At 72.1% G+C, this 23,819-nt stretch carries 22 protein-coding genes and 1 pseudogene; 13 read left to right on the top strand and 10 right to left on the bottom strand.

The genetic code is table 11. The annotated features are described in order from the left end of the window. Window positions 1–136 precede the first annotated feature (136 nt). The 3 genes and pseudogenes from ACGRHY_RS07825 to ACGRHY_RS07815 form a co-directional block, all read left to right on the top strand. Window positions 137–1,363: an acetyl-CoA C-acetyltransferase gene (locus ACGRHY_RS07825; protein WP_394634667.1), complete on the top strand. Its 1,227-nt coding sequence runs from the start codon at window positions 137–139 to the stop codon at window positions 1,361–1,363. A gap of 181 nt (window positions 1,364–1,544) precedes the next feature. Beyond that, window positions 1,545–2,504 (top strand): methylmalonyl Co-A mutase-associated GTPase MeaB, encoded by a 960-nt coding sequence (gene meaB / locus ACGRHY_RS07820; protein WP_394634666.1) that lies wholly within the window; start codon window positions 1,545–1,547, stop codon window positions 2,502–2,504. Between the two features lie 310 nt (window positions 2,505–2,814). Further along, window positions 2,815–3,019: pseudogene (locus ACGRHY_RS07815) on the top strand (two-component sensor histidine kinase); the annotation flags it as partial. Here the strand turns inward: ACGRHY_RS07815 and ACGRHY_RS07810 are convergent. The 5 genes from ACGRHY_RS07810 to ACGRHY_RS07790 form a co-directional block, all read right to left on the bottom strand. Next, window positions 3,016–3,846: a hypothetical protein gene (locus ACGRHY_RS07810; protein ID WP_394634665.1), complete on the bottom strand. Its 831-nt coding sequence runs from the start codon at window positions 3,844–3,846 to the stop codon at window positions 3,016–3,018. The pseudogene ACGRHY_RS07815 and the gene ACGRHY_RS07810 sit on opposite strands and share 4 nt — an antisense overlap. 184 nt (window positions 3,847–4,030) lie before the next feature. Further along, a complete protein-coding gene (locus ACGRHY_RS07805; protein ID WP_394634664.1) occupies window positions 4,031–4,507 on the bottom strand; it encodes a MarR family winged helix-turn-helix transcriptional regulator in 477 nt (158 codons plus the stop codon). A gap of 68 nt (window positions 4,508–4,575) precedes the next feature. Next, the gene (locus tag ACGRHY_RS07800; RefSeq protein ID WP_394634663.1) at window positions 4,576–5,355 is read right to left on the bottom strand and encodes an AIM24 family protein; all 780 of its coding nucleotides are present in this window, start codon (window positions 5,353–5,355) and stop codon (window positions 4,576–4,578) included. After that, on the bottom strand, window positions 5,352–6,002 hold the full coding sequence (locus ACGRHY_RS07795; RefSeq protein ID WP_394634662.1) for an AIM24 family protein: 651 nt from the start codon (window positions 6,000–6,002) through the stop codon (window positions 5,352–5,354). Before ACGRHY_RS07795 ends, ACGRHY_RS07800 begins: the two co-directional genes overlap by 4 nt. 191 nt (window positions 6,003–6,193) lie before the next feature. Next, the gene (locus ACGRHY_RS07790; protein WP_394634661.1) at window positions 6,194–6,832 is read right to left on the bottom strand and encodes an AIM24 family protein; all 639 of its coding nucleotides are present in this window, start codon (window positions 6,830–6,832) and stop codon (window positions 6,194–6,196) included. Between the two features lie 84 nt (window positions 6,833–6,916). On the opposite strand from ACGRHY_RS07790, the gene ACGRHY_RS07785 reads away from it, so the two are divergent. From ACGRHY_RS07785 to icmA, 5 genes are all read left to right on the top strand, one after another. Further along, window positions 6,917–7,282, top strand: coding sequence for a DUF3817 domain-containing protein (locus ACGRHY_RS07785; RefSeq protein WP_394634660.1), 366 nt, complete (start codon window positions 6,917–6,919; stop codon window positions 7,280–7,282). After that, window positions 7,279–7,569 (top strand): MTH1187 family thiamine-binding protein, encoded by a 291-nt coding sequence (locus ACGRHY_RS07780; RefSeq protein WP_394634659.1) that lies wholly within the window; start codon window positions 7,279–7,281, stop codon window positions 7,567–7,569. The genes ACGRHY_RS07785 and ACGRHY_RS07780 overlap by 4 nt, the downstream gene beginning before the upstream one ends. 95 nt (window positions 7,570–7,664) lie before the next feature. Then, complete coding sequence (locus tag ACGRHY_RS07775) at window positions 7,665–8,174, top strand: MarR family winged helix-turn-helix transcriptional regulator (RefSeq protein WP_394634658.1); 510 nt, start codon at window positions 7,665–7,667, stop codon at window positions 8,172–8,174. A gap of 83 nt (window positions 8,175–8,257) precedes the next feature. After that, window positions 8,258–8,596, top strand: coding sequence for a DUF3817 domain-containing protein (locus tag ACGRHY_RS07770; RefSeq protein WP_394634657.1), 339 nt, complete (start codon window positions 8,258–8,260; stop codon window positions 8,594–8,596). A 117-nt stretch (window positions 8,597–8,713) separates the two neighbouring features. Beyond that, entirely contained in the window at window positions 8,714–10,414 is a 1,701-nt protein-coding gene (icmA, locus tag ACGRHY_RS07765) for a coenzyme B12-dependent isobutyryl-CoA mutase large subunit (RefSeq protein ID WP_394634656.1), read from the top strand. A gap of 93 nt (window positions 10,415–10,507) precedes the next feature. Here the strand turns inward: icmA and ACGRHY_RS07760 are convergent, their stop codons facing one another. Further along, a complete protein-coding gene (locus tag ACGRHY_RS07760) occupies window positions 10,508–11,170 on the bottom strand; it encodes a TetR/AcrR family transcriptional regulator (RefSeq protein WP_394634655.1) in 663 nt (220 codons plus the stop codon). A gap of 172 nt (window positions 11,171–11,342) precedes the next feature. Between ACGRHY_RS07760 and ACGRHY_RS07755 the strand changes: the two genes are divergently transcribed. The 4 genes from ACGRHY_RS07755 (at window position 11,343) to ACGRHY_RS07740 (ending at window position 15,503) form a co-directional block, all read left to right on the top strand. Next, window positions 11,343–12,335: a tetratricopeptide repeat protein gene (locus ACGRHY_RS07755; protein WP_394634654.1), complete on the top strand. Its 993-nt coding sequence runs from the start codon at window positions 11,343–11,345 to the stop codon at window positions 12,333–12,335. Window positions 12,336–12,912: 577 nt separating this feature from the next. Then, window positions 12,913–13,530 (top strand): DUF6230 family protein, encoded by a 618-nt coding sequence (locus ACGRHY_RS07750; protein ID WP_394634653.1) that lies wholly within the window; start codon window positions 12,913–12,915, stop codon window positions 13,528–13,530. Window positions 13,531–13,636: 106 nt separating this feature from the next. Next, on the top strand, window positions 13,637–14,176 hold the full coding sequence (locus ACGRHY_RS07745; protein ID WP_394634652.1) for a DUF6114 domain-containing protein: 540 nt from the start codon (window positions 13,637–13,639) through the stop codon (window positions 14,174–14,176). Further along, window positions 14,166–15,503 (top strand): hydrogenase expression protein HypF, encoded by a 1,338-nt coding sequence (locus ACGRHY_RS07740; RefSeq protein ID WP_394634651.1) that lies wholly within the window; start codon window positions 14,166–14,168, stop codon window positions 15,501–15,503. The genes ACGRHY_RS07745 and ACGRHY_RS07740 overlap by 11 nt, the downstream gene beginning before the upstream one ends. 24 nt (window positions 15,504–15,527) lie before the next feature. Here ACGRHY_RS07740 and pyk read toward each other — a convergent pair whose 3' ends face one another. The 3 genes from pyk to pta are packed head-to-tail and all read right to left on the bottom strand — an operon-like array spanning window position 15,528 to window position 20,433. Next, complete coding sequence (gene pyk / locus ACGRHY_RS07735; protein ID WP_394634650.1) at window positions 15,528–16,955, bottom strand: pyruvate kinase; 1,428 nt, start codon at window positions 16,953–16,955, stop codon at window positions 15,528–15,530. Window positions 16,956–17,008: 53 nt separating this feature from the next. Then, window positions 17,009–18,235: an acetate kinase gene (locus ACGRHY_RS07730; protein ID WP_394634649.1), complete on the bottom strand. Its 1,227-nt coding sequence runs from the start codon at window positions 18,233–18,235 to the stop codon at window positions 17,009–17,011. Further along, window positions 18,232–20,433, bottom strand: a complete 2,202-nt coding sequence (pta, locus tag ACGRHY_RS07725; protein ID WP_394634648.1) for a phosphate acetyltransferase — start codon at window positions 20,431–20,433, stop codon at window positions 18,232–18,234. The genes ACGRHY_RS07730 and pta overlap by 4 nt, the downstream gene beginning before the upstream one ends. Window positions 20,434–20,776: 343 nt before the next feature. Between pta and ACGRHY_RS07720 the strand changes: the two genes are divergently transcribed. Continuing rightward, window positions 20,777–21,802: an ATP-dependent 6-phosphofructokinase gene (locus tag ACGRHY_RS07720; protein WP_394634647.1), complete on the top strand. Its 1,026-nt coding sequence runs from the start codon at window positions 20,777–20,779 to the stop codon at window positions 21,800–21,802. Window positions 21,803–21,891: 89 nt separating this feature from the next. Here ACGRHY_RS07720 and ACGRHY_RS07715 read toward each other — a convergent pair whose 3' ends face one another. After that, a complete protein-coding gene (locus ACGRHY_RS07715) occupies window positions 21,892–23,622 on the bottom strand; it encodes a hypothetical protein (RefSeq protein WP_394634646.1) in 1,731 nt (576 codons plus the stop codon). Window positions 23,623–23,819: the final 197 nt, after the last annotated feature.

Here is a 23,819-nt window from a genome sequence, read left to right as displayed (position 1 = left end):
GAAGACAGTGCACCGTCTCGGAGTGTGGTTACGCAACGTGCGCACGGTCACACCGACCGACCGGTGACCCGGGACGGTACCGCTCAGTACATTGTCGATAACCCTCGTTAACTCCCTGCTCCGAAGGGGCCGCACCGTGACCGAAAAGACGAATCCCGAGACCCGTTCGGCGTCCGCCACCACCTCCGTGATCGTCGCGGGCGCCCGTACGCCCATGGGCCGCCTGCTGGGCTCCCTGAAGACCTTCTCCGGCGCCGACCTGGGCGGCTTCGCCATCAAGGCGGCCCTGGACCGCGCGGGCATCGGCGGGGACCAGGTCGAGTACGTGATCATGGGCCAGGTGCTCCAGGCCGGCGCCGGTCAGATTCCCGCGCGCCAGGCCGCGGTGAAGGCCGGCATCCCGATGAACGTCCCCGCGCTGACGGTCAACAAGGTCTGCCTGTCGGGCCTGGACGCCATCGCGCTGGCCGACCAGCTCATCCGCGCCGGCGAGTTCGACGTGGTCGTCGCCGGCGGCCAGGAGTCCATGACAGGCGCGCCCCACCTGCTGCCGGGGTCCCGCGAGGGCTTCAAGTACGGCGCGGTGCAGATGCTCGACGCCATGGCACACGACGGCCTGACCGACTCCTTCGAGAACGTCGCCATGGGCGAGTCCACCGAGAAGCACAACACCCGCCTGGGCATCGGCCGCGCCGAGCAGGACGAGATCGCCGCCCTCTCCCACCAGCGGGCCGCCGCCGCGCAGAAGAACGGCCTGTTCGACGCCGAGATCACCCCGGTGGAGATCCCGCAGCGCAAGGGCGACCCGATCCTGTTCTCCAAGGACGAGGGCATCCGGCCCGAGACCACCGCCGAGTCCCTGGGCAAGCTGCGCCCGGCCTTCGCCAAGGACGGCACCATCACCGCCGGCACCTCCTCGCAGATCTCCGACGGCGCCGCCGCGGTGGTCGTGATGAGCAAGGCCAGGGCCGAGGAGCTGGGCCTGGAGTGGATCGCCGAGATCGGCGCCCACGGCAACGTGGCCGGCCCGGACAACTCCCTGCAGTCGCAGCCGTCCAACGCCATCCGCCACGCCCTGAGGAAGGACGGCCTGGAGGTCGGCGACCTCGACCTGATCGAGATCAACGAGGCGTTCGCGGCCGTCGCGGTGCAGTCGATGAAGGACCTCGGCATCGACCACGAAAAGGTGAACGTCAACGGCGGCGCGATCGCGCTGGGTCACCCGATCGGTATGTCCGGCGCACGCATCGTGCTCCACCTCGCCCTGGAGCTCAAGCGCCGCGGCGGCGGTGTCGGCGCCGCCGCGCTGTGCGGCGGCGGCGGCCAGGGCGACGCCCTGATCGTGCGGGTGCCCAGGAAGTGACGGCGCGGTCGCACGGGCCCGCGCACCGTACGTGAGGGGTGCGGGCCCGTGTGACCGGCGGCACGGCGGCGCGCGAGCGGCGCGGGAAGAATGACGGCCGGATCAGGCGGCCGACCACAGCGGCCGCCCGGCGGCCGACGAGGGCCGGCGACGGCCGAGTATCGCGAGGAGCGCAGCACGTATGGCGGTGGACGTCCCCGGACTGGTGGAGCAGGCACGGCAGGGCAGGCCCCGGGCCGTGGCCCGGCTGATCTCGCTGGTTGAGGGGGCGTCCCCGCAGCTCAGGGAGGTCATGGCGGCGCTGGCGCCGCTGACGGGCAACGCGTACGTCGTCGGCCTGACCGGCTCGCCGGGGGTGGGCAAGTCCACCTCCACCTCGGCGCTGGTGACCGCGTACCGCAAGGCCGGCAGGCGGGTCGGCGTCCTCGCGGTGGACCCCTCCTCCCCGTTCTCCGGCGGCGCGCTGCTGGGCGACCGGGTACGGATGTCCGAGCACGCCTCCGACCCCGGCGTCTACATCCGCTCCATGGCCACCCGCGGCCACCTCGGCGGTCTGGCCTGGGCCGCCCCGCAGGCCATCCGCGTCCTGGACGCGGCCGGCTGCGACGTGGTCCTGGTCGAGACGGTCGGCGTCGGCCAGTCCGAGGTCGAGATCGCCTCGCAGGCCGACACCTCCGTCGTCCTCCTCGCGCCCGGCATGGGCGACGGCATCCAGGCCGCCAAGGCCGGAATCCTGGAGATCGGCGACGTGTACGTGGTCAACAAGGCCGACCGCGACGGCGCGGACGCCACCGCCCGCGAGCTCAACCACATGCTGGGCCTCGGCGAGGCCCGGAGGCCCGGCGACTGGCGCCCGCCGATCGTCAAGACCGTCGCCGCGCGCGGCGAGGGCGTCGACGAGGTCGTCGAGGCGCTGGAGAAGCACCGCGCCTGGATGGAGGAGCGCGGAGTGCTCACCGAGCGCCGCCGGGCGCGCGCGGCCCGCGAGGTGGAGACCATCGCGGTGACCGCGCTGCGCGAGCGCATCGGCGACCTGCACGGCGACCGCCGCCTGGACGCGCTGGCCGAGCGGATCGTGAGCGGGACACTCGACCCGTACGCGGCGGCCGACGAGCTGGTGGCGGGGCTGACGGGGGGATGAGCCCCGCCGGGGCGGCCGTCAGCTCCCGCGGCGGTCGTCCCGGTCACCGGTGTCGTCGCAGGCGAAGGCGAGGGTGCTCCCGCCGACGTCGAGGCCGACGATGGCGGCGACCGGTTTGCGGTTCACGGTGGTTTCCTCCCCGGAGACGGGATTTCGCGTCCGACGTGGAACCCTGTCGCAGGGCGCCGCTGAAGGCTTCCTGAAACCGCCTGAAGATCTCTTCAGGCCCGTTTTGGCGGGCCGGCCCCATGCGCGTACTGATCGTGGAGGACGAGAAGCGGCTCGCCCCGTCGCCGGCCAGGGCCTGACGGCCGAGCGGTTCGTACGGCCGGACGACGCGCGCAGCCGGGACGACGGAGGCGCCGGGCCGGGGCCGGCCACCGCCCGCGACGTGGCGGGTCCGGTACGGCGGCGGCCTCACCGTCGGCCGGGCGGCAGAGGGCGGCGCCCTGCTCACCCTGCGGCTGCCCGCCGCGGCCCCGCCCCGGGCGGGCCGGGGCTCCGGGCGGGGCTAGGTGATGTTGTCGTCGCCGATCCAGTCGAGGGTGTCGGTCCCGCCTCCGTCATCCCACTTGATCCTGATGCTCTCGCCGTCCGAAGTCTTGCCGGCGGTGCCCGCGATGTACTCTTCGTCGTCGCCCTCGCCGCACTTGAGCGCCATCCGGTAACCGCGGCCCTGGTTCTCGCCGATCCCCACGCATATGCCGTCGCCGCCGAACTCGATCCAGGAGACCGAGTTCTTCCCCTCGGCCTCCCCGCTCTCGAACGCCTTGCCGACGGTCAGTGTCCTGGCGCCCTCGCCCTGCCACTGCCCTCTGAAGTCGTTCCCGGCGGGCGGCTCCCCGGCCGGTTCGCCGGTGGGCTCGTAGTCGTCGAGCGGATCCTGCGACGGCTCCCCGGGGGTGGGCTCCACCGGCTCCTCCGTCTCCTGCGCCGGTCCGGAGGAGACGCTCGGGGACGGACTCACGGCGGCGGCGACGCCTGGCCCGTCGTCGCCGCCGACCGCCAGGTGGACCCCGCCGCCGATGAGGGCGAGCGCCACCACGGCGCCGCCGGCGATGAGGGCCACCCTGCCCTTCGCGCCCTTCGGACCGCCGCCTCCGCCCGCCTGCGGAGGCGGCGGGTAGGCGGCGTACGGGTTCGGCTGCCCGCCCTGGGGGTACGTGTAGCCAGGCTGCCCGCTCCAGGGGTACGCCGCGGGGCCGCCGTAACCCGGCGGAGGCGCCTGCGGCGGTCCGCCCTGCGGTGGCGGGGGCGGCGGTTGCCCGGGCGGCTGCCCGTCCGGGTACCGCGGAGGGCCGAAGCCGTCGTGCGGGGGGCGGCCCGGTGGTGGCTGGCTCATCGGAGGTCACCTCTGGCGCGGGTCCGGCGGCAGAGGACCCTCCCGCTCGTCCGGTCCAGCGCTCCTCCGGAAAGGGCCGGTCAGCCGCGGACCCGCCGCGTCCTGTCCGTCACGGTGGTCGAGCGGGTCCCCCACATCATCCCCCACGGACTCCCCGCGGGGCGTGGGGGTTTGGCGGGTGTCTTCAGCCACGCCCGCGCAGCGACCGCAGGTGCTCGGCGACCGGGACCAGCGAGCCGTGCAGTCCGTCGAGCGCCTCGGGCGGGAGCAGATCGATGAAGTGGCGCCGTACGGAGGCGACGTGGTACGGCGCCACCTCACGCATCGTCTTCCAGCCGTGCTCGGTCAGCACCGCGAACAGCCCGCGCTTGTCGGACTCGCAGTTCTCCCGGCGCACCAGTCCGGCCTTCTCCATGCGGGTGACCTGGTGGGACAGGCGGCTCTTGGACTGCAGCGTGGCGGTGGCCAGGTCGCTCATCCGCATCCGGTGGTCGTCCGACTCGGAGAGGTTCACCAGGATCTCGTAGTCGTTCATGGTCAGCCCGAACGGCTGGAGGTCCCGCTCCAACTGGTGCATGAGGAGCTTGTTGACGTCGAGGTGGACGCGCCAGGCGCGCTGCTCCTCTCCGCTCAGCCAGCGGGTTTCCTTGTCGCTCTCCATGTCTTCGGACTCTACCCGGCTGCCCGGGGCGCTCCCGCTGCGGATCCTCACCGGGGGCAGTGCTCCGGTCACAGTCCGAAGCGGCGCTGGATGTCGCCCAACTGGCCGGGAAGCTGCGGCAGTTGCTGCCCGCCGTGCCCGCCGTGCCCGCCGCCCGCGCCGGGGACGCCCGGCTGCGACGGCGCAGGGGCGCCGGTGTCCCGCTCCTCCATCAGCACCTCGGTCGACTGGATCAGCACCGTGCCCGCCCCGGTGAAGTCGAACTGGTGCTCCTCGCCGGAGACGCCGCCGATCCCGGTCATCGCCCGCAGCCCGCCGAGCACGCCGCGCATGTACTGGTGGTCGTAGTGGTGACAGGGCGAGGGGCAGTCCGCCCAGCCGACCAGCGCCTGCGGATCGACCCGGACCGGCGGCTCCACGAAGTGCACCTCGCCGTTGGAGGCCGCCACGAACTTCCCCGTCCCCAGCAGGGTCACGAAACCGGGGACGATCGACTGCTTCAGCGCCAGGCTCGGCTCGAAGGCCAGCAGGTTGCCCGAGCGGATGGTGAGGTTGCCGTCCTGGAGGTCGTAGGAGTTGACGTCGAAGGCCCGGTCGGCGAGCAGCATCCTGCCCTCGCCCTCGGCGACCACCCAGTCCGAGGCGTGCAGCGGGGAGTGGAAACTGGTGGCGACCAGGCGGTCCAGGGGGCCGTGGCCGATGCCGTTGAAGGTGATCTGCCCGTAGTAGGCGATCATCTTCCCCTTCTGCAGGAACCACCGGCCCGACAGGTCCACGCAGAACGCGTAGGGGTTGACGTTGTCGTTCGACGGCAGCGTGTGGGCGTCGTGGACGATCGGACCGTTCACAGCTTCTCCTCGCTGGCCTGCACGAACACCTCGCCCTGCCCGGACAGCTCGAGCTGGAACGCCTCGCCCGAGCCGCGTCCGATCATGTCCCTCCAGCCGAGCGCCGTGGAGAGCTTGTTCCGTACGTCCCCGTGGTGGGCGACGTACGCCTGCGGATCGACGTGGACGGGGCGGCTTGGGGCGATCGGGAGCCGGAGCACCCCGCCGTGGGCCATCACGGCCACCGAGCCGTGCCCGGAGAGCGTCGTGGTGAACAGCCCCTGCCCGGTCACCTGGCCGCGCACCATGCCCATGACCCCGCCCTGGGACCCCATGAACATCGTGCCCTGCTCCAGCGTCCCGTCGAAGGCGAGCAGCCGGTCGGCCTCCACGTAGAGGGTGCCGCCGGACAGCTCGACCACCTCGACGTGGTGGCCGCCGTGGCCGAACAGCACCGTGCCGTCGCCCTCGACCGTCATCAGCGGAGCCGCCTCGCCGGCCAGCCGCCGCCCGATCATCGAGCCGATGCCGCCCTGGCCGCCCTGGATGCTGGGCGTGAAGGAGACCTCGCCCTTGTACGCGATCATCGCGCCGCGTTGGCTGAACATCCGCTGCCCGGGCGCCACCCGGGCCTCGACCATCTTGGAACCGATCTCCCGGAACGGCATCAAGCCCCCCTTTCGTGAGCTTCTCCGCCCGTGCGGCGCGGGGGTGCGGGTTTTGGTGGTGGTCTGCGGGCCGGTGGCCGCACGTGCGTCGCTCACGGTGTCTTTCCGTTCGCTTCTCCGCCCGTGCGGCGCGGGGGTGCGGGTTTTGGTGGTGGTCTGCGGGCCGGTGGCCGCACGTGCGTCGCTCACGGTCAGACGTCACCGCCGATCGTGTTCCGCTCGCTGGGCTGGACGTATACCAGCCCCTCGCCCTCGAAGCGGATCTGGAAGGACTCGCCCGACCCCTCGCCCATGAACGTCCGGAAGTTCACGCCCGTCTGGAACTCCTGCCGCAGGCCCCCGGTGTGGGCCACGTACGCCCCCGGGTCCACCTGGAGCGGCAGCTGCGGTGTGACGCGCAGCACCACCGCCGGGCCGTCCGACGTCAGTGCGGCCGTGCCGGTGCCCTCGACGGTGGTGGTGAACAGGCCGTTGCCCTGAGAGGCGCCGCGCAGCCCGGTGAAGGTGGTGCCGGTGCGCAGGGAGCCCTCGGAGCACAGCAGATTGCTGGACTCCACATGGAGCTTCTGCCCCTGGAGCGCCACCAGGCTGATGTCGCTCGCGCGGTCGGCGAAGTAGCAGGTGCCCTGCCCTTTCACCTCCATCATCTCCATCTGCTCGCCGGTGAGGCGGCGGGCGACCATGCCGCGCAGGCCCTCGCCGCCGCCGGTGAGTTTCTTGAAGGCCATCTGGCCGTCGTAGGCGACCATCGAGCCGTTCTTGGCCCTGACCGTGTCGCCTGCCAGGTCGACGGCGAGGACCTTGCCGCCTTGGAGTCGGAACTGAGCCACGGTGCGAATCTACCCGGACGCGGGCCTCCGGCGGGAGGCTGCCACAATGGCAGAGCTTGTGCATCCCTTCACAAAGGATCTCCCGTGGACCTCAAGACCGCTTCAGCGCTCCGCCGCCTCCGGCTGATCTCCGCCCCGGAGGCAGTCTCCTTCCTGCTGCTGCTGGTGTGCTCCGTGCTCAAGCGCACGACCGAGTTCAACGCGGTACCGGTGATGGGCGCCGTCCACGGCGCCCTCTTCGTGCTCTACGTGATCTTCTGGCTGGACGCCTGGAACCGCGCCAAGTGGCCGCTGGGCCGCGCCGCGCTCTACTTCGCGTGCTCGGTACTGCCCGGCGGCGGTTTCTACGCCGACAGGCTGCTGCGCCGCGAGGCCGAGGAGAGCGTGATCGCAGCCCGGGCCCGTGCCGGGCAGGCCGAGCGGCCCAGCACGGGGGCGGTGGACGCGTGATCGTCGCCTTCTCGGTCACTCCGCTCGGAGTCGGCGAGGACGTGGGGGAGTACGTCGCCGACGCGGTTCGGGTGGTCCGCGAGTCCGGGCTGCCCAACCGCACCGACGCGATGTTCACCTCGATCGAGGGCGAGTGGGACGAGTGCATGGAGGTCGTGCGGCGGGCGGTGGCCGCCGTCGAGGCCCGGGCGCCGCGCGTGTCGCTCGTACTCAAGGCCGACGTGCGCCCCGGCGTCACCGACGGTCTGGCCTCCAAGGTCGCCACCGTCGAACGGCACCTGGGCTGACCGCCGCCCCTCCCCGCCCGGCGGCCGCGCCGCCGGGCGGCCCGAGTGCTGAGACGGGGCTGACCACGATATGACCGGCCGGTAGGGTCGTAGCCGTGCCGAAGCCGCTCAGCCTGACGTTCGACCCGATCGCCCGCGCCGACGAACTGTGGAAGCAGCGATGGGGCTCCGTGCCCTCGATGGCCGCGATCACCTCGGTCATGCGCGCGCACCAGATCCTGCTCGCCGAGGTCGACGCCGTCGTCAAGCCCTACGGGCTGACCTTCGCCCGCTACGAGGCGCTGGTGCTGCTGACCTTCTCCAAGGCGGGCGAGCTGCCGATGTCGAAGATCGGCGAGCGGCTGATGGTCCACCCCACCTCCGTGACCAACACCGTCGACCGCCTGGTGAGGTCCGGCCTGGTGGCCAAGCGCCCCAATCCCAACGACGGCCGCGGCACGCTCGCCTCCATCACCGGCCGGGGGCGCGAGGTGTGCGAGGCGGCCACCCGCGACCTGATGGCGATGGATTTCGGGCTCGGCGCGTACGACGACGAGGAGTGCGACGAGATCTTCGCGCTGCTCAGGCCGCTGCGTGTGGCCGCGGGGGACTTCAAGGAAAGCTGAGCCGGGCCCTCGCCGGACCGCCGGGCTCCGCCCGGCCCGGGGCCCGGGCCGGGCGCCGCGGGGTGCCGGTTACGCTCGTGTGCATGAAGAAGAGCGTGCTCACCCGTTACCGGGTGATGGCCTACGTCACCGGTGTCCTGCTGGTCCTGCTGGTCATCGGCATGATCGGCAAGTACCTGCTGGAGATGGACGGCGCGGAGGGCTTCACCGGCGTCGTCAGCATCGCCCATGGCTGGCTGTACGTGCTGTACCTGGTCTTCGCCTTCGACCTGGGCTCCAAGGCGAAGTGGAGGTTCGGCAGGCTGGCCTGGGTGCTGCTCGCGGGCACCGTCCCCACCGCCGCGTTCTTCGTCGAGCGGAGGGTCTCGCGCGAGGTCGAGCCGCTGGTCGAGGACGACGAGGCCGTGCCCGCCGGGGCCTGAGGGGCTCCGGGAGCCCCGGGTCTTGCGCCGGGGCCCGCTGGACCGTCCGTGTTCTCCACACCGCACCGGGCGGTCCTCCATCGACAATTACTTGGACGTCCTAGTAAATTTGTGTGTATGGACGCTGACGCCATCGCAGAGGGCCGCCGCCGCTGGCAGGCCCGGTACGACGCCGCACGCAAGCGGGACGCCGACTTCACCACGCTCTCCGGCGACCCCGTCGAGCCGGTCTACGGCCCCGCGCCCGGCGACACCGTCGAGGGGTTCGAGAGGATCGGCTGGCCCGGCGAGTTCCCCTTCACCCGCGGCCTGTATCCCACCGGCTACCGCGGCCGGACCTGGACCATCCGCCAGTTCGCGGGCTTCGGCAACGCCGAGCAGACCAACGAGCGCTACAAGATGATCCTCGCGGCCGGCGGCGGAGGGCTGTCGGTCGCCTTCGACATGCCGACCCTGATGGGCCGCGACTCCGACGACCCGCGCTCGCTGGGCGAGGTCGGCCACTGCGGTGTCGCCATCGACTCCGCGGCCGACATGGAGATCCTCTTCCGGGACATCCCGCTGGGCGACGTCACCACCTCGATGACGATCAGCGGTCCGGCCGTGCCGGTGTTCTGCATGTACCTGGTGGCCGCCGAGCGGCAGGGCGTGGACACCTCCGTCCTCAACGGCACACTCCAGACGGACATCTTCAAGGAGTACATCGCGCAGAAGGAGTGGCTCTTCGAGCCGGAGCCGCACCTGCGCCTGATCGGCGACCTGATGGAGCACTGCGCCCGGGGCATCCCGGCGTACAAGCCGCTGTCGGTCTCCGGCTACCACATCCGCGAGGCCGGCTCGACGGCCGCGCAGGAACTGGCGTACACCCTCGCCGACGGCTTCGGCTACGTGGAACTGGGTCTCTCGCGCGGTCTGGACGTGGACGCCTTCGCACCCGGCCTGTCGTTCTTCTTCGACGCGCACCTGGACTTCTTCGAGGAGATCGCCAAGTTCCGCGCCGCCCGGCGGATCTGGGCGCGCTGGATGCGGGACGTGTACGGCGCCAGGAGCGAGAAGGCGCAGTGGCTGCGCTTCCACACCCAGACCGCGGGCGTCTCGCTCACCGCCCAGCAGCCGTACAACAACGTGGTGCGCACCGCCGTGGAGGCGCTGGCGGCGGTGCTGGGCGGCACCAACTCCCTGCACACCAACGCCCTGGACGAGACCCTCGCCCTGCCCAGTGAACAGGCCGCGGAGATCGCGCTGCGCACGCAGCAGGTGCTGATGGAGGAGACGGGGGTGGCCAACGTGGCCGACCCGCTGGGCGGCTCCTGGTACATCGAGGCGCTGACCGACCGGATCGAGGCCGACGCCGAGAAGATCTTCGAGCAGATCAGGGAGCGCGGACGCCGCGCGGTGCCGGACGGCAACCACCCCATCGGCCCGATCACCTCCGGCATCCTGCGCGGCATCGAGGACGGCTGGTTCACCGGTGAGATCGCCGAGGCCGCCTTCCGCTACCAGCAGTCGCTGGAGAAGGGCGAGAAGAAGGTCGTCGGCGTCAACTGCAACACCGGCTCGGTCACCGGTGATCTGGAGATCCTGCGGGTCAGCCACGAGGTCGAGCGCGAGCAGGTGCGCGTGCTGGCCGACCGCAAGGCCGGGCGCGACGACGCGCGTGTGCGCGCCGCCCTGGACGGGATGCTGGCCGCCGCCCGGGACGGTTCCAACATGATCGAACCCATGCTGGACGCGGTGCGCGCCGAGGCGACGCTGGGCGAGATCTGCGGAGTGCTGCGCGACGAGTGGGGCGTCTACACCGAGCCCGCCGGTTTCTGACGGCGGCGCGGCGTGCCGCCGTCCGCCGCGGTGTTCCGGACCTCGCCCGGCCCCCGTCCCGGAAGGGCGGGGGCCGGGCGCCGCCGGAGGCCGTCAGACGCCCACGGGGCCGCCGCGGCCGTCCGGGGCGGGGCCGGCGGCGGGCGACAGGCCGTGCAGCAGCAGGGCGGTCAGGGCGCGGGCCCACACCGGGGTGACGCTTCCCGCGCTGACCAGCGAGCGGTGGACGACCGCGCCCGCGATCACGTCGAAGATCAGATCGGCGGCACGGTCCGCCGCGGCGGCGCCCTCCGGGCCGGGCGCGTCGGGCGGGAGTTCACCGCGGGCCTGGGCGCGGCGGCGGCCCTCGACCACCAGGTGCTTCTGGCGCTCCACGACGGCGGTGCGGATGCGGGAGCGCAGCGCCTCGTCGCGGGTGGCCTCGGCGACGACGGCCATCAGGGCCGTCTTCGCCTCCGGCCGCTCCAGGAGCGCGGCGAAGGAAAGCACCACGCTCTCGACGTCCGCCCGCAGACTGCCGAGGTCGGGCAGCTCCAACTCGTCGAAGAGGACGGCGACGGCGTCCACGACCATCTCGCTCTTGTTCGCCCAGCGGCGGTAGAGGGTGGTTTTGGCCACCCCCGCGCGCACGGCCACGTCCCCCATGGTCAGTCCGCTCCACCCCAGCTCGACCAGCGCCGAGCGCGTCGCGTCGAGGATCGCGCGGTCCGCCGCGGCGCTGCGCGGCCTGCCCGTGCGTCGAGCGGAATCGGCCATGGGGTGACTGTAGCCGGGGTCATGAGTTACGCTACGGGTCGTATCGAAACGCTGGTTCCGGCGCCCCGGAGCGGGCGGCGATCACGCGACAACCACTGGCGCCGGACGGGGACTCGGCGCCGATGTGCGACACGCTGCGCGGAACGGTCCCGGAACGGGGGAGACTGGTCACATGCAGCCACGCAACATGTCCATGAGCGGAGCGGTCGACCTCGCCGCGGTGAAGGCGGCCGGGGAGGCCAAGCAGAAGGCCGAGGAGGCCCGTGCCCGGGCCGCACGGCAGCAGGGTGGGGCCGGCGGCGCCGGAGCGGGCGGAGCGGCCCCGGTGTCCCTGGTGATCGATGTCGAGGAGGCGGACTTCGAGCAGGAGGTGCTCCAGCGCTCCGCCGAAGTCCCGGTCGTCATCGACTTCTGGGCCGAGTGGTGCGGTCCGTGCAAGCAGCTCGGGCCGCTGCTGGAGCGGCTGGCGCACGAGTACGCCGGGCGCTTCCTCCTCGCCAGGATCGATGTCGACCGCAACCAGATGATCTTCCAGCAGTTCGGGGTGCAGGGCATCCCGGCCGTCTTCGCGGTGGTGGCCGGCCAGGCCCTGCCGCTGTTCCAGGGCGCGGCACCCGAGCAGCAGGTGCGCGAGGTGCTGGACCAGCTCGTCCAGGTCGCCGAGCAGCGCTTCGGCATCACCGGCATCTCCGGTGTTCCCGTGGAGGACGGCGAGAGCGGTGAGCAGGCCCCGGCCGAGCCCGGCACCCCGGAGGACCCGGCGCTGGCGGCCGCCCACTCCGCGCTGGACGCGGGGGATCTGGGCGGTGCGATCCAGGCGTACCGGAACGTGCTCGCCGGCGACCCGGCCAGCACCGAGGCCAGGCTGGGCCTGGCCCAGGCCGAGCTTCTGCAGCGCGTCCAGGGGCTGGACGCGGCCCAGGTGCGCAAGGATGCGGCCGGGTCGCCCGCCGATGCCCGGGCGCAGCTGAGGGCGGCCGACCTCGACCTTGCGGGCGGGCACGTCGAGGACGCCTTCGGGCGGCTGGTGGAGACGGTCCGCCGTACGGCGGGGGACGACCGGGAGGCCGCCCGCGTCCGTCTGCTGGAACTCTTCGAGGTGGTCGGACACGAGGATCCGAGGGTGGTCGCGGCACGTGGTGCCCTTGCCCGGGTGCTTTTCTGACCTGCCGGTTCCGGTGGTCCGGGACTTATTGACATAACGATCAACAGCGGCCGCGACTTTACCGAAACTTGGTAATCGCGGCCGCTGTTACTCGCAGTAAATCGTCTGGGGTGTTTGATCCCGCCGAGTCCGGTTGATCCGCTCGCCCGTCGTTTCTCCCCGCAACCCTGGGTGCTTGTGCGATTACGCTCGGCGCGGGGTCTGCCGTCCTCCCGTTACTCGCAAGTAACGAGCCCCTTGTGCCCCGGCCCCTCATGCACCACGATCGGCCACGCTCGGTCCATCGTCCGCAGCCCGGCACACCACATCCGGGCACAGCCGGACGATGGGTCCCCACCGGGCGGGCCGGCGTCGGTGACGCCGGCCGCGGACAGGGGGGTCTCTGCCGAAGGGCGGGGCCTGTCCGGCAGGTTGCGCGAGAGCGTGGCCAGTGGTTGTCGCTCGGGGGTGATCGCCGGCGCTCCGGAATCTGGTGAATCCGGGGAACGGCGCTCTCCTTCCCGAGGACGTAGCACTTCTCCCATCCCGTCCGGGTCCGGCCCGGGCCGGAGATGTACGTCCGAGAAGGAGGAAAGTCATGGAGTCTGTGGCTCGTGGCGGGACCAGATGGAAGCGGTTCGCCGTCGTCATGGTCCCCAGCGTTGCCGCCACGGCGGCGGTCGGGGTCGCCCTGGCACAGGGTGCGCTCGCCGCGTCGTTCAGCGTCTCCGGTCAGCAGGCGAAGGTCTCGGTTGACCGGCTGGACGGCAAGGGGTTCGTGCAGTACGGCACGATCGACACCGTGCACGGGGGCAAGAAGGTCCCCGTCGCCGTGTCGGCCTTCAAGAGCGCCGAGCTCAGGGGGCTGTGCCAGTCCGTCGTGATCCCCGTTCCGGTCTTCGGCGATGTCTCGGTGAAGCTGAACGCGGGCAACGACGGCAAGGTCGTCGAGGCGAAGAACCTCTACATCGACCTCGACCAGCTCGACGCCGACGCCACGTTCAAGAACATCAACATCGGTGTCTCGGCGAACGACACGAGCAAGGGTCCGGGCCTGAAGGACGGCGACGCCGTGCTTCCGGGCTCCTTCGCCCAGGAGGCCGACGAGGCCGTGCTCATCGACGTCAAGCAGATGTCCTGGGCCACCAGCGCCGGTACCTTCAAGCTCTCCGGCCTTTCGCTGAATGTCGCCAAGGGCAAGAACGAGTGTTTCTGACGCACTGAGCGGAGAGGGGGTGGGGGGCCGCCGAGAGCCGGTCTCCCGCCTCCCCGCAGTGCCATCGATCTTTATGGACAGTTCGGCCCTAGGGAGCTGTTTTCTGATGAGTGCCGAGTCGCCGGGAGCGCGTGAACGCATCAGCCACTGGCGGCAGTCGTTCCGCCTGTGGCGCTGGCAGCGCCCCTTCTGGGCGGGACTGCTGACGCTGCTGGGCGGCGTGCCGATCATCTGGATTCCGTACGCCGATCCCAGCCTGAGCCAGTTGTCCTTCCGGCTGGCGACCACCACGGGCTCCGGATCACTGATCATCGGCGTGCTGCTGTTCGTGCTGGGCCTGACCCTGTGGTTCCAGCCGCACTCCCGGGTGTTCAGCGGAGTCGCAGCCATTCTGCTGGCCCTGGTCTCGCTGGTGGTCTCCAACCTCGGAGGCCTCTTCGCGGGCTTCCTGCTGGCGATGGTCGGCGGCGCGATGGCCGTCTCCTGGGTGCAGAGCAAGGAGTGGCCGGCCGAGCCCGCGGAGACCGGGGACTTCCCCGGTGGTCCCGCGCCCGAAGAGGCTCCGCGGGAGGTGGGCCTGGCCATCGTCGAGCCGGCCCCCGCCGGGGCGGACGACGGACAGAACGGGGCGCGCCGTGACGCCTGACGAGTTGGACCGGGAGGACGGAGCCGCGGCCGCGGCGACCCGGCGTACGAGGACCGGGCCGCGCCACGCCGCGCCGAGGAAGCCGCTGCTGACCCGGCTGCACGTCCCCGCGGGCAAGGCGATAGCCCTGGCCGCCATGCCGTCGGCCGTGCTCATGGGCATGGGACTGACGCCCAAGCTCGCCCTCGCCGAGCCGCTGCCCAAGAACCCCTTCAGGGACGGGCCGTGCGTGACCGCGCCCGACAAGGAGGCGCAGGAGGGCAGCGGCCGGGAGGCGGAGAAGGACGAGTCCGTTCAGGACGGCGGGGACGGCCGGGGCGAGTCCGGCCGGGACGCGAAGCCGGGCACCACTCCCGCACCGGAGCCCGGTGCCACGGCGCCCGCCGAGCCCCCGGCCGGCGGCGGGACCGCCGACGGCGGCACCGGAGGCGGGGAGGACGAGGGCGCCGGTACGCCGGAGCCCGGGCCGAGCCCCTCGGAGTCCGAGGAGCGCAACCCGCTGGACCCGCTGGGCATCGGCGACGCCATCAAGGACCTGTTCACCCCGGACGGCGAGGAGGACAGGGGCGAGGAGACCGGGGCCGCGGCCGAGCCCTCCGCCTCGCCGAGCCCGTCGCAGCCCGGGGAGCCCGGGGAGCCCGGGGACGGCGGCTCCGACACCCCGGTGAAGGACGCAGTCGGCAGTGCCGCGGAAGGTGTCGAGAAGGGGCTGAAGGACACCACCGACCGCGTCGGCGAAGCGGTGGAGGACACCGCAGGCGCCGCCGGGGCGCGTGGGAGGGACGCCGGGGAACCGGCGGACGACACGTCCGTCCCCGGGGCGGACGCCTCCGGCAAGGAGTCCTTCCCCTGCCCGACCTACGACGCCGGGGCGCTGGCCGGCGCCGAGGAGGAGCGGACCGAGGCGGTGCTGCCCAACGCCCCGTGGCTGCTGGAGACCAGCCTGCTCGCCCTTCACGGCCTGGACTACCACGGCATCGTCAAGGTCCGCACCCACAACGGCACGGTCAAGAACGTCCTGAAGTTCACCGCCCGCTCGGTGGACATCCGGGACCTGCACCAGCTTGTGGAGGGCCCCGGCGGCAGCACCGCGCACGTCAGGGCGGCCAAGGGCAGCACCTCCACCATCCGCAACGGCACGGTGACGATGTACACCGAGGAGCTCAAGGGCAAGCTCTTCGGACTCATCCCGATCACCTTCAGCCCCGACTCACCACCGCCGCTGAACATCCCCGAGGTGTTCTTCACGGACGTGTCGGTCAGGCAGGCCGGCCAGTTCGGCGGAGACCTGCACATCCCGGGCATGAACCTCTACAACGAGAACTGACGCCCGCGGCGGGGGGCCGGCGGGTCAGCGCTGTTCGCTGCCCAGGTGGTGCACCAGCACCATGTTGGTGGTGCCGGGGATGCCGGGAGGCGAGCCGGCCGTCATGATCATGGTGTCGCCGGTGTTGTACCGCTGGAGCTTGAGCAGCTCGGCGTCGACCAGGTCCACCATGTCGTCGGTGTGGTCCACGTGCGGCACCAAGAAGGACTCCACGCCCCAGCTCAGCGTGAGCTGGCAGGCGGTGGAGGGCTCGGTGGTGAAGGCCAGGATCGGCTGGGCGGCCCGGTAGCGGGAGAGCCGCCGGGCGGTGTCACCGGACTTGGTGAAGGCGACCAGCGCCTTGCCGTTGAGGAAGTCCGCCATCTCGCAGGCCGCGCGGGCCACCGAACCGCCCTGGGTGCGCGGCTTCTTGCCGGGCACCAGCGGCTGGAGGCCGCGCGAGAGCAGCTCCTCCTCGGCGGCCTGGACGATCTTCGACATCGTCTTGACCGTCTCGATCGGGTACTGGCCCACCGAGGACTCCGCCGAGAGCATCACCGCGTCCGTGCCGTCCAGGATCGCGTTGGCCACGTCGGAGGCCTCGGCGCGGGTGGGCCGGGAGTTGGTGATCATCGACTCCATCATCTGGGTCGCCACGATCACCGGTTTGGCGTTGCGGCGGCACATCTCGATCAGCCGCTTCTGCACCATCGGCACCTTCTCCAGCGGATACTCCACCGCCAGGTCGCCGCGGGCCACCATCACGCCGTCGAACGCGAGGACCACGTCCTCCATGTTCTCCACCGCCTGCGGCTTCTCCACCTTGGCGATCACCGGGACCCGGCGGCCCACCTCGTCCATCACCCGGTGGACGTCGCGGACGTCGGCGGCGTCGCGCACGAAGGAGAGCGCCACCATGTCGCAGCCCATCTCCAGCGCGAACCTCAGGTCCTCGACGTCCTTGCCGGACAGGGCCGGGACGTTGACCGCCACACCGGGCAGGTTGATGCCCTTGTGGTCGGAGATCACACCGCCCTCGATGACGATGCAGCGCACCCGGGGGCCGTCCACGTCGATCACCTGGAGGGCGACGTTGCCGTCGTTGATCAGGACCGTCTCGCCCTTGGAGACGTCGCCCGGCAGGCCCTTGTAGGTGGTGCCGCAGATGGTGCGGTCCCCGGGGACGTCCTCGGTGGTGATGGTGAACTCGTCACCGCGCACCAGCTCGACGGGTCCGTCGGCGAAGGTCTCCAGGCGGATCTTGGGACCCTGGAGGTCGGCGAGCACGCCGATCGCGCGCCCGGTCTCCTGGGACGCCTTGCGCAGACGGTGATAGCGCTCCTCGTGCTCGGCGTGGCTGCCATGGCTCATGTTGAAGCGGGCCACGTTCATGCCGGCCTCGATCAGCGTCTTGAGCTGATCGTAGGAGTCCACGGCGGGGCCCAGGGTGCAGACGATTTTGGAACGGCGCATGGGGCGATCCTATCTTTTGTTCAGTGGCGGAACGTTCCAGGTGGTGAGCCGGCTCACTTCCGTCCCACGGTGCCGTCGCCCACCAGCGCATACGTCTGGCCGGCGATCTCCAGTTCCTCGTCGGTGGGCACCACGGCCACCGCCACCCGTGCGGTGGGCGGGGATATCAGCCGGGGCCCGCCGCCGCGCGCGGCGTTCAGCTCCGCGTCCACGGCCAGGCCCAGGCCCTCCAGCCCGTCGACGGCGGCCTGCCGCACCGGTGCGGCGTTCTCGCCGACCCCGGCGGTGAAGGCCACCGCGTCCACCCGGCCGAGCACCGCGCAGTAGGCGCCGATGTACTTCTTCAGCCGGTGGACGTAGACGTCGAAGGCCAGTCTCGCCGACTCCGCGTCCGGCCCCTCGCCCGCCATCCGGCGCAGGACCTCCCGCATGTCGTTGTCCCCGCACAGGCCCAGCAGACCGCTGCGCTTGTTCAGCAGGACGTCGATCTCGTCGACCGACATCCCGGCGACCCGCGCCAGATGGAAGACCACCGCCGGGTCGATATCACCCGAGCGGGTGCCCATCACCAGGCCCTCCAGCGGGGTGAGCCCCATGGAGGTGTCCACGCACCGCCCGCCGCGCACCGCCGAGGCCGACGAGCCGTTGCCCAGGTGCAGCACGATGACGTTCACCCCGGACGGATCCCGGCCCAGCAGCTCGGCCGTCCTGCGTGAGACGTACGCGTGCGAGGTGCCGTGGAAGCCGTAGCGGCGCACCCGGTGGGCGTCGGCGACGGCGGTGTCGACGGCGTACCGGGCCGCGTACTCCGGCATCGTCGTGTGGAAGGCGGTGTCGAAGACCGCCACCTGCGGCAGATGCGGCGCCAGCGCCATGGCCGTGCGGATGCCCGCCAGATTGGCCGGGTTGTGCAGCGGAGCGACGGGCACCAGGCGCTCGATCTCGGCCAGCACCGCGTCGTCGATCACGGTCGGCTCGGTGAAGCGGCGCCCGCCGTGCACCACCCGGTGGCCGATGGCGGCCAGTTCGGGGGAGTCCAGGCCCAGTCCGTCGCGGGCCAGTTCGTCGGCGACCGCCCCCAGCGCCGCCTGGTGGTCGGGCACCGGCTCCTCACGCTCGCGCCGCGGGCCGCCTGCCGGGACGTGGCGCAGGTACGAGGTGCGCTCGCCGATCCGCTCGACCAGGCCGGCGGCCGGGCGGGAGCCGTCGGCCATGTCCAGGAGCTGGTACTTCACCGACGAGGAGCCGGTGTTCAGGACGAGGACGCGGGTGCCTCTCACTCGTTCGCAGCCTTCCCCCCGGGGCCGGTCGGTCCGGTGGATTCCGTGGATTCCGTGGATTTCGCGGACCCGGTCACCGCGCCCGCGGCCCGCCGGCTCTGCTGCGCCTGGATCGCGGTGATCGCCACGGTGGTGACGATGTCCTGCACCAGCGCACCGCGCGAGAGGTCGTTGACCGGCTTGCGCAGACCCTGCAGGACCGGACCGACGGCCACCGCGCCGGCCGAGCGCTGTACCGCCTTGTAGGTGTTGTTGCCGGTGTTCAGGTCGGGGAAGACCAGTACGGTGGCCCGCCCCGCGACCTTCGACTCCGGCAGCTTGGTCGCCGCCACCGACGGCTCCACCGCCGCGTCGTACTGGACCGGCCCCTCCACCAGCAGGTCCGGGCGGCGCTCGCGCACCAGTTCCGTCGCCCGCCGCACCTTGTCCACGTCCGCGCCGGAGCCGGAGGTGCCGGTGGAGTACGACAGCATCGCGATCCGCGGGTCCACACCGAACCGGGCGGCGGTGGCGGCGGACTGGACGGCGATGTCGGCGAGCTGCCCGGCGTCCGGGTCGGGATTGACCGCGCAGTCGCCGTAGACCAGTACCTTCTCGGCCAGGCACATGAAGAACACCGAGGAGACGATCTCGGCGTCCGGCTTGGTGCGGATGATCTCGAAGGCCGGCCGCAGCGTCGCCGCCGTCGAGTGGGCCGCGCCCGAGACCATGCCGTCGGCCAGCCCCTCCCGGACCATCAGGGTGCCGAAGTAGGAGACGTCGGCCACCTGGTCGTAGGCCAGTTCGTAGGTGACGCCCCGGTGGGTGCGCAGCTTCGCGTACAGCTCGGCGAAGCGCTCGCGCAGCGGCGAGGTGTACGGGTCCACGGCGCGGGCGGAGGCGCCCGCCCCCTCGGGCAGCTCGTCGGGCTCCAGCAGGCCCAGGTCGATGCCCAGTTCGGCGGCGCGCTTGCGGATCGCGGTCTCGTCCCCCAGCAGCGTCAGGTCGCACACGCCCCGGCGCAGCAGCACCTCGGCCGCCCGCAGCACCCGCTCCTCGGTGCCCTCCGGCAGGACGACGTGCCGGCGGTCGGCCCGCGCCCGCTCGATCAGCTCGTGCTCGAACATCATCGGGGTGACCCGGTCGCCGCGGACCACCGAGAGCCGCTCGGTGAGCCGGGCGGTGTCCACACGGCCCTCGAAGAGGCCGAGGGCGATCTCCGCCTTGCGCGGGTTGGCCGTGGTCAGCCTGCCCTCCAGGGACATCAGCTCCCCGGCGGTGGAGAACGACCCGCCGGGCACCGACAGCACCGGAGTGCCCGGGGAGAGCCGGGCGGCCAGCGCCATCGTCTCCCCGCCGGGGTGCTCCCCGACGGTGAGCAGCACCCCGGCGATGGCGGGGGAGCCCGCGGAGTGGGCGGCCAGCGCCCCGACGACCAGGTCCGCGCGGTCGCCGGGGGTGAGTACCAGACAGCCCTCGGTGAGCGCGGGCAGGAAGGTCGGCAGCGTCGCGCCGCCGAAGACGAAGCCGCGCACATCGCGGGCGAGCCCGGCCGGATCCCCCTGGAGGACCTTCGCCCCCAGCGCCTCGGCGACCTGGGCGACGGTCGGCGCGGCCAGCGCGGGGTCCTCGGGCAGGGCGTACACCGGCACCGGAAGATGCCCGTCCAGGCCGACGGCGCCGACCGCCGCGCCGTCGGGGACCCGGTTGGCGATCATCGCCAGGACCTCGCAGCCCAGCGAGGCGTACGCGTGGTAGGCGTTGCGGACCTCGGCGTTCAGCGATTCGGTGTCCTGACCGGTGCCGGCCACCACCGGCAGCACCGGGGCGCCGAACTCGTTGGCCAGCCGGGCGTTGAGCGCCAGCTCGGCGGGCAGGGAGGTGCCGGCGAAGTCGGTGCCCAGGACGAGGACGGCCTCGTAGTCGCGGGCGACGGTGCGGAAGCGGTCGACCAGCCGCGACACCAGTTCGTCGGTGCCCCGGTCGGCCAGGACGGCCACGGCCTCGTCGTAGCCGAGCCCGACCACGGTCCCGGCGGGCTGGGAGAGCCGGTAGCGGCTGCGCAGCAGGTCGTAGATGGGGTCGGGGCCGTCGTGGGCGAGCGGGCGGAAGACGCCGACCCGGCTGGTCCGCCGGGACAGGAGTTCCATGACTCCCAGCTCCACGACCTGGCGGCCGTCCCCGCGGCCGATGCCGGTCACGTACACGCTGCGCGTCACGTGTGCTCTCCCTGCTCGTCGTGCCCGGATCCTCCGGGCCGTGCTCCCCCGTCGGGTACCCGGGCACGCCGTTGCGGAAAAGTGCCCGAGGCCGGCGAGGGGCCGCGGGAGACCTCGGGGATCCGGCGGAAACCCCGCCGGAAGCTGCGGGAAAGGCCCCGGCGGGACTCGTCCGGACACTTGTTCCTTTGACTACTCTTGACCTTACCGCCGGGCCCTTCGATGCCGCGTGCCGGTCGTGTCCCGAACGGTATGTGAGACGGGAGGCGGGAATGCGTTCAGGGCGTGAAACAATCCCGGCGGCGCACCCCCGAACCAGCAGCGAGCAGGAGAAGCGATCCCCATGCGCATCGGAGTCCTCACCGCAGGCGGCGACTGCCCCGGTCTGAACGCCGTGATCCGTTCGGTCGTGCACCGCGCCGTGGTCGACCGGCACGACGAAGTCATCGGCTTCGAGGACGGCTTCAAGGGCCTGCTCGACGGCCGCTACCGCGAACTCGACATCGACTCCGTCTCCGGCATCCTCGCCAGAGGCGGCACCATCCTGGGCTCGGCCCGGCTGGAGCGCGACCGGCTGCGGGAGGCGTGCCGGAACTCCGAGGAACTGCTGGAGAGGCTCGGCCTCGACGCGCTCGTCCCGATCGGCGGCGAGGGCACCCTCACCGCCGCCCGGATGCTCGCCGACGCCGGGCTGCCGGTGGTGGGCGTGCCCAAGACGATCGACAACGACATCTCCGCCACCGACCGCACCTTCGGCTTCGACACGGCCGTCACCGTGGCCACCGAGGCCATCGACCGGCTGAAGACGACGGCCGAGTCCCACCAGCGGGTGATGGTCGTCGAGGTCATGGGACGCCACGCGGGCTGGATCGCGCTGGAGGCGGGGATGGCCGGCGGCGCCCACGGCATCTGCGTGCCCGAGCGGCCCTTCCAGATCGACGACCTGTGCAAGATGATCGAGGAGCGCTTCGCGCGCGGCAAGAAGTTCGCGGTCGTCTGCGTCGCCGAGGGCGCTCGTCCGGCCGAGGGCTCGATGCCCTACGAGAAGGGGCAGATCGACCAGTACGGGCACGAGCGCTTCACCGGCATCGGCAACCGGCTCGCCATCGAGCTGGAGCACCGCCTGGGCAAGGAGGCCCGCCCGGTCATCCTCGGCCATGTGCAGCGCGGCGGCACCCCCACCGCGTACGACCGCGTGCTGGCCACCCGCTTCGGCTGGCACGCCGTGGAGGCCGCGCACCGCGGCGACTTCGGCATGATGACGGCCCTGCGCGGCACCGAGATCGTCATGGCCCCGCTGGCGGACGCGGTCACCGAGCTGAAGACGGTGCCGCAGGACCGGATGGACGAGACCGAGGCCGTCTTCTGACCCGTCCGGTGCCGTCGTCCCGGTGCCCGCGCCGCCGGGACGACCGCACCGCCGCCGGCTCTCGCACCGGTCCCTCCCACCCGCCTTTCTCAGTGCCTTTCGGCGATGAGCCGGTCGAGGACCGGGCGTGGATCGTCCCCCTTCCGGACGACCCTGGTGTACAGCCCCGCCAGGAGGCCGGCGAGCTCGACGTTCAGGCCGCCCTCGCCGATGGCGTTGTCCATCTGATGGAGCGGGACCATGACGACGGCGCAGCCGCGCTCGACGATGACGTCGGCGGGGCTGACCTTCGCCGGAGCCATCGCGAAGGCCAGCGAGGTCGCGGGGTCGGCCGCGTACTCGACGATGTCGATCTTCTCCTCCGTCAGGCCGCGGTTGAGTATCTCCCTCACGCAGAGGATCCGTTTCCTGTCCTTGCCGATGAATGCCCCCCTGGCGTCGGCCCTGGTGGTGCCGGCCACGACGACCTTGGTCCGGGCCCCGGCGCGCCGGACGGTTCTCATGACCCGGACCCGTCCCGCCGTCAGCTCCGGTACGTAGCCCGCCAGTATTCGCTCCACCAGCTTCGGAGCCGTCGGCGACAGCCGTGCCGCGCCGTCCGGACCATGGGGCCTTCGGCCGGGGAGGACCAGCGCGGTGACGCTGTCGCCGGCACGCAGGGAGCGTTTCCGGAAGTCCCGGATCTTGAGTAAGTCCACGGCACTCAGTGTCGCCCGATGCTCCCGGCCGGTGCCCGGCTGGCGGATCCGGCACTCGAAGCCCGCCGGTTCGACGCCGACGACGTGGGCGACGACGGCCGCGCCGGGCACGAGGGGATCGGCTGCGGCGCCGTCCAGGATGTAAGCCGCCGCCTGGTCCGGCGTCACACCGAACGCCTCGGCCGTGAGCCGCACCGGCCCGACCTTCTCCTTCGAGTCGCAGCGCGGGCACCGTACGAGGTTGTCCCCGTGCAGCCTCAGCGGCAGGTCCTCCGGGTGGTCCCCGGTGTCCCTGGGACAGGACCACCTTCCGCCGCCGTCGGAACAGGAGCCCAGACCGGGCAGAAGCGACCGGACGGGCACGGTGTTCGCCTCCGCGATCCGCTGGCCGAGTCGGCTGACCGGGGCCGGCCGGGCGACGTCGGGCACCGGCCTGTCGGACCGCCTGCTCTCCGTGCGGTGCGCGTCCGCCCTCATCCTGATGCCCTCCAGGTCGATGCCCTGGAACGGGTCGTCCTTGCCTGCGGGGACGGGTTCGGTGCCGGTGGAGAGGAAGGGGAGACGCCATCTGTCGCCCCTGCGCCGCAGCCGCCCTGCCCGGGCCAGCATGGTGAAGGCGTCCGCGCCCCGGTCCGGCGGCACCATGCGCAGCCGCCGGGCGGAGCGGACGGTGCGCGCGGCGGCCGGGGCGAGTGTCCCGTCGGACGCGGGGGCGTAGGGGACCCAGCGGACGCCCTCGCAGCGGGGCCCGCCGAGTTGGGCCCACTTCAGGGTCCCGTCCGGTGTCCCGGGGCCGCCGGGGCCCACCCGCTCCGTGTTCACCTCCGAGAGTTCGAGGAGGACCCCGTCGACGTGGACGTCGATCCAGCGGGCGAAGAACCCGTGGACCGCGGCGTAGGGCACGAGACCAGAGGAGCCGGGCGGGGCGAGGAAGACGGTCCGCGACCTCTGGTCCTCCCAGGACAGTTCACTGTCCCTCAGGGCGTCGAGCACGGCCTCGGCCGGGTCCTCGGCGCCGTCCGTGCCGGGCCCCCAGGCGATCTCCACCGTTTCGAGGCCGGGGGGAGCGGGGGGCGCATCGGTTGCGCGGACAGCGAACACGTAATCCGTGAGACGGCGCATGGGGCCTCCTCGGCGCCCGCCCGTCGGGAGGGCTCCTGGTCATCGTTCGGCTACTTTCCGTTGCAGGCGCCCAGCCTGCCCGGGGTCCGCCGTGAACTCAACAGCCGGATCCGGAGGCGGGCCGCCCCGGCTCCGGACCGGGCGCGGCCGGACGTCAGCCGCACCAGCGGTAGTGCGGCTGACGTCCGGCCCACCCA

This window comes from Streptomyces shinuiensis, from assembly GCF_043660855.1.
In the GTDB taxonomy this organism is placed as follows: domain Bacteria; phylum Actinomycetota; class Actinomycetes; order Streptomycetales; family Streptomycetaceae; genus Streptomyces.
Note: the sequence above shows the minus strand (reverse complement) of the source record. Positions and strands in the feature narration are given on the sequence as shown.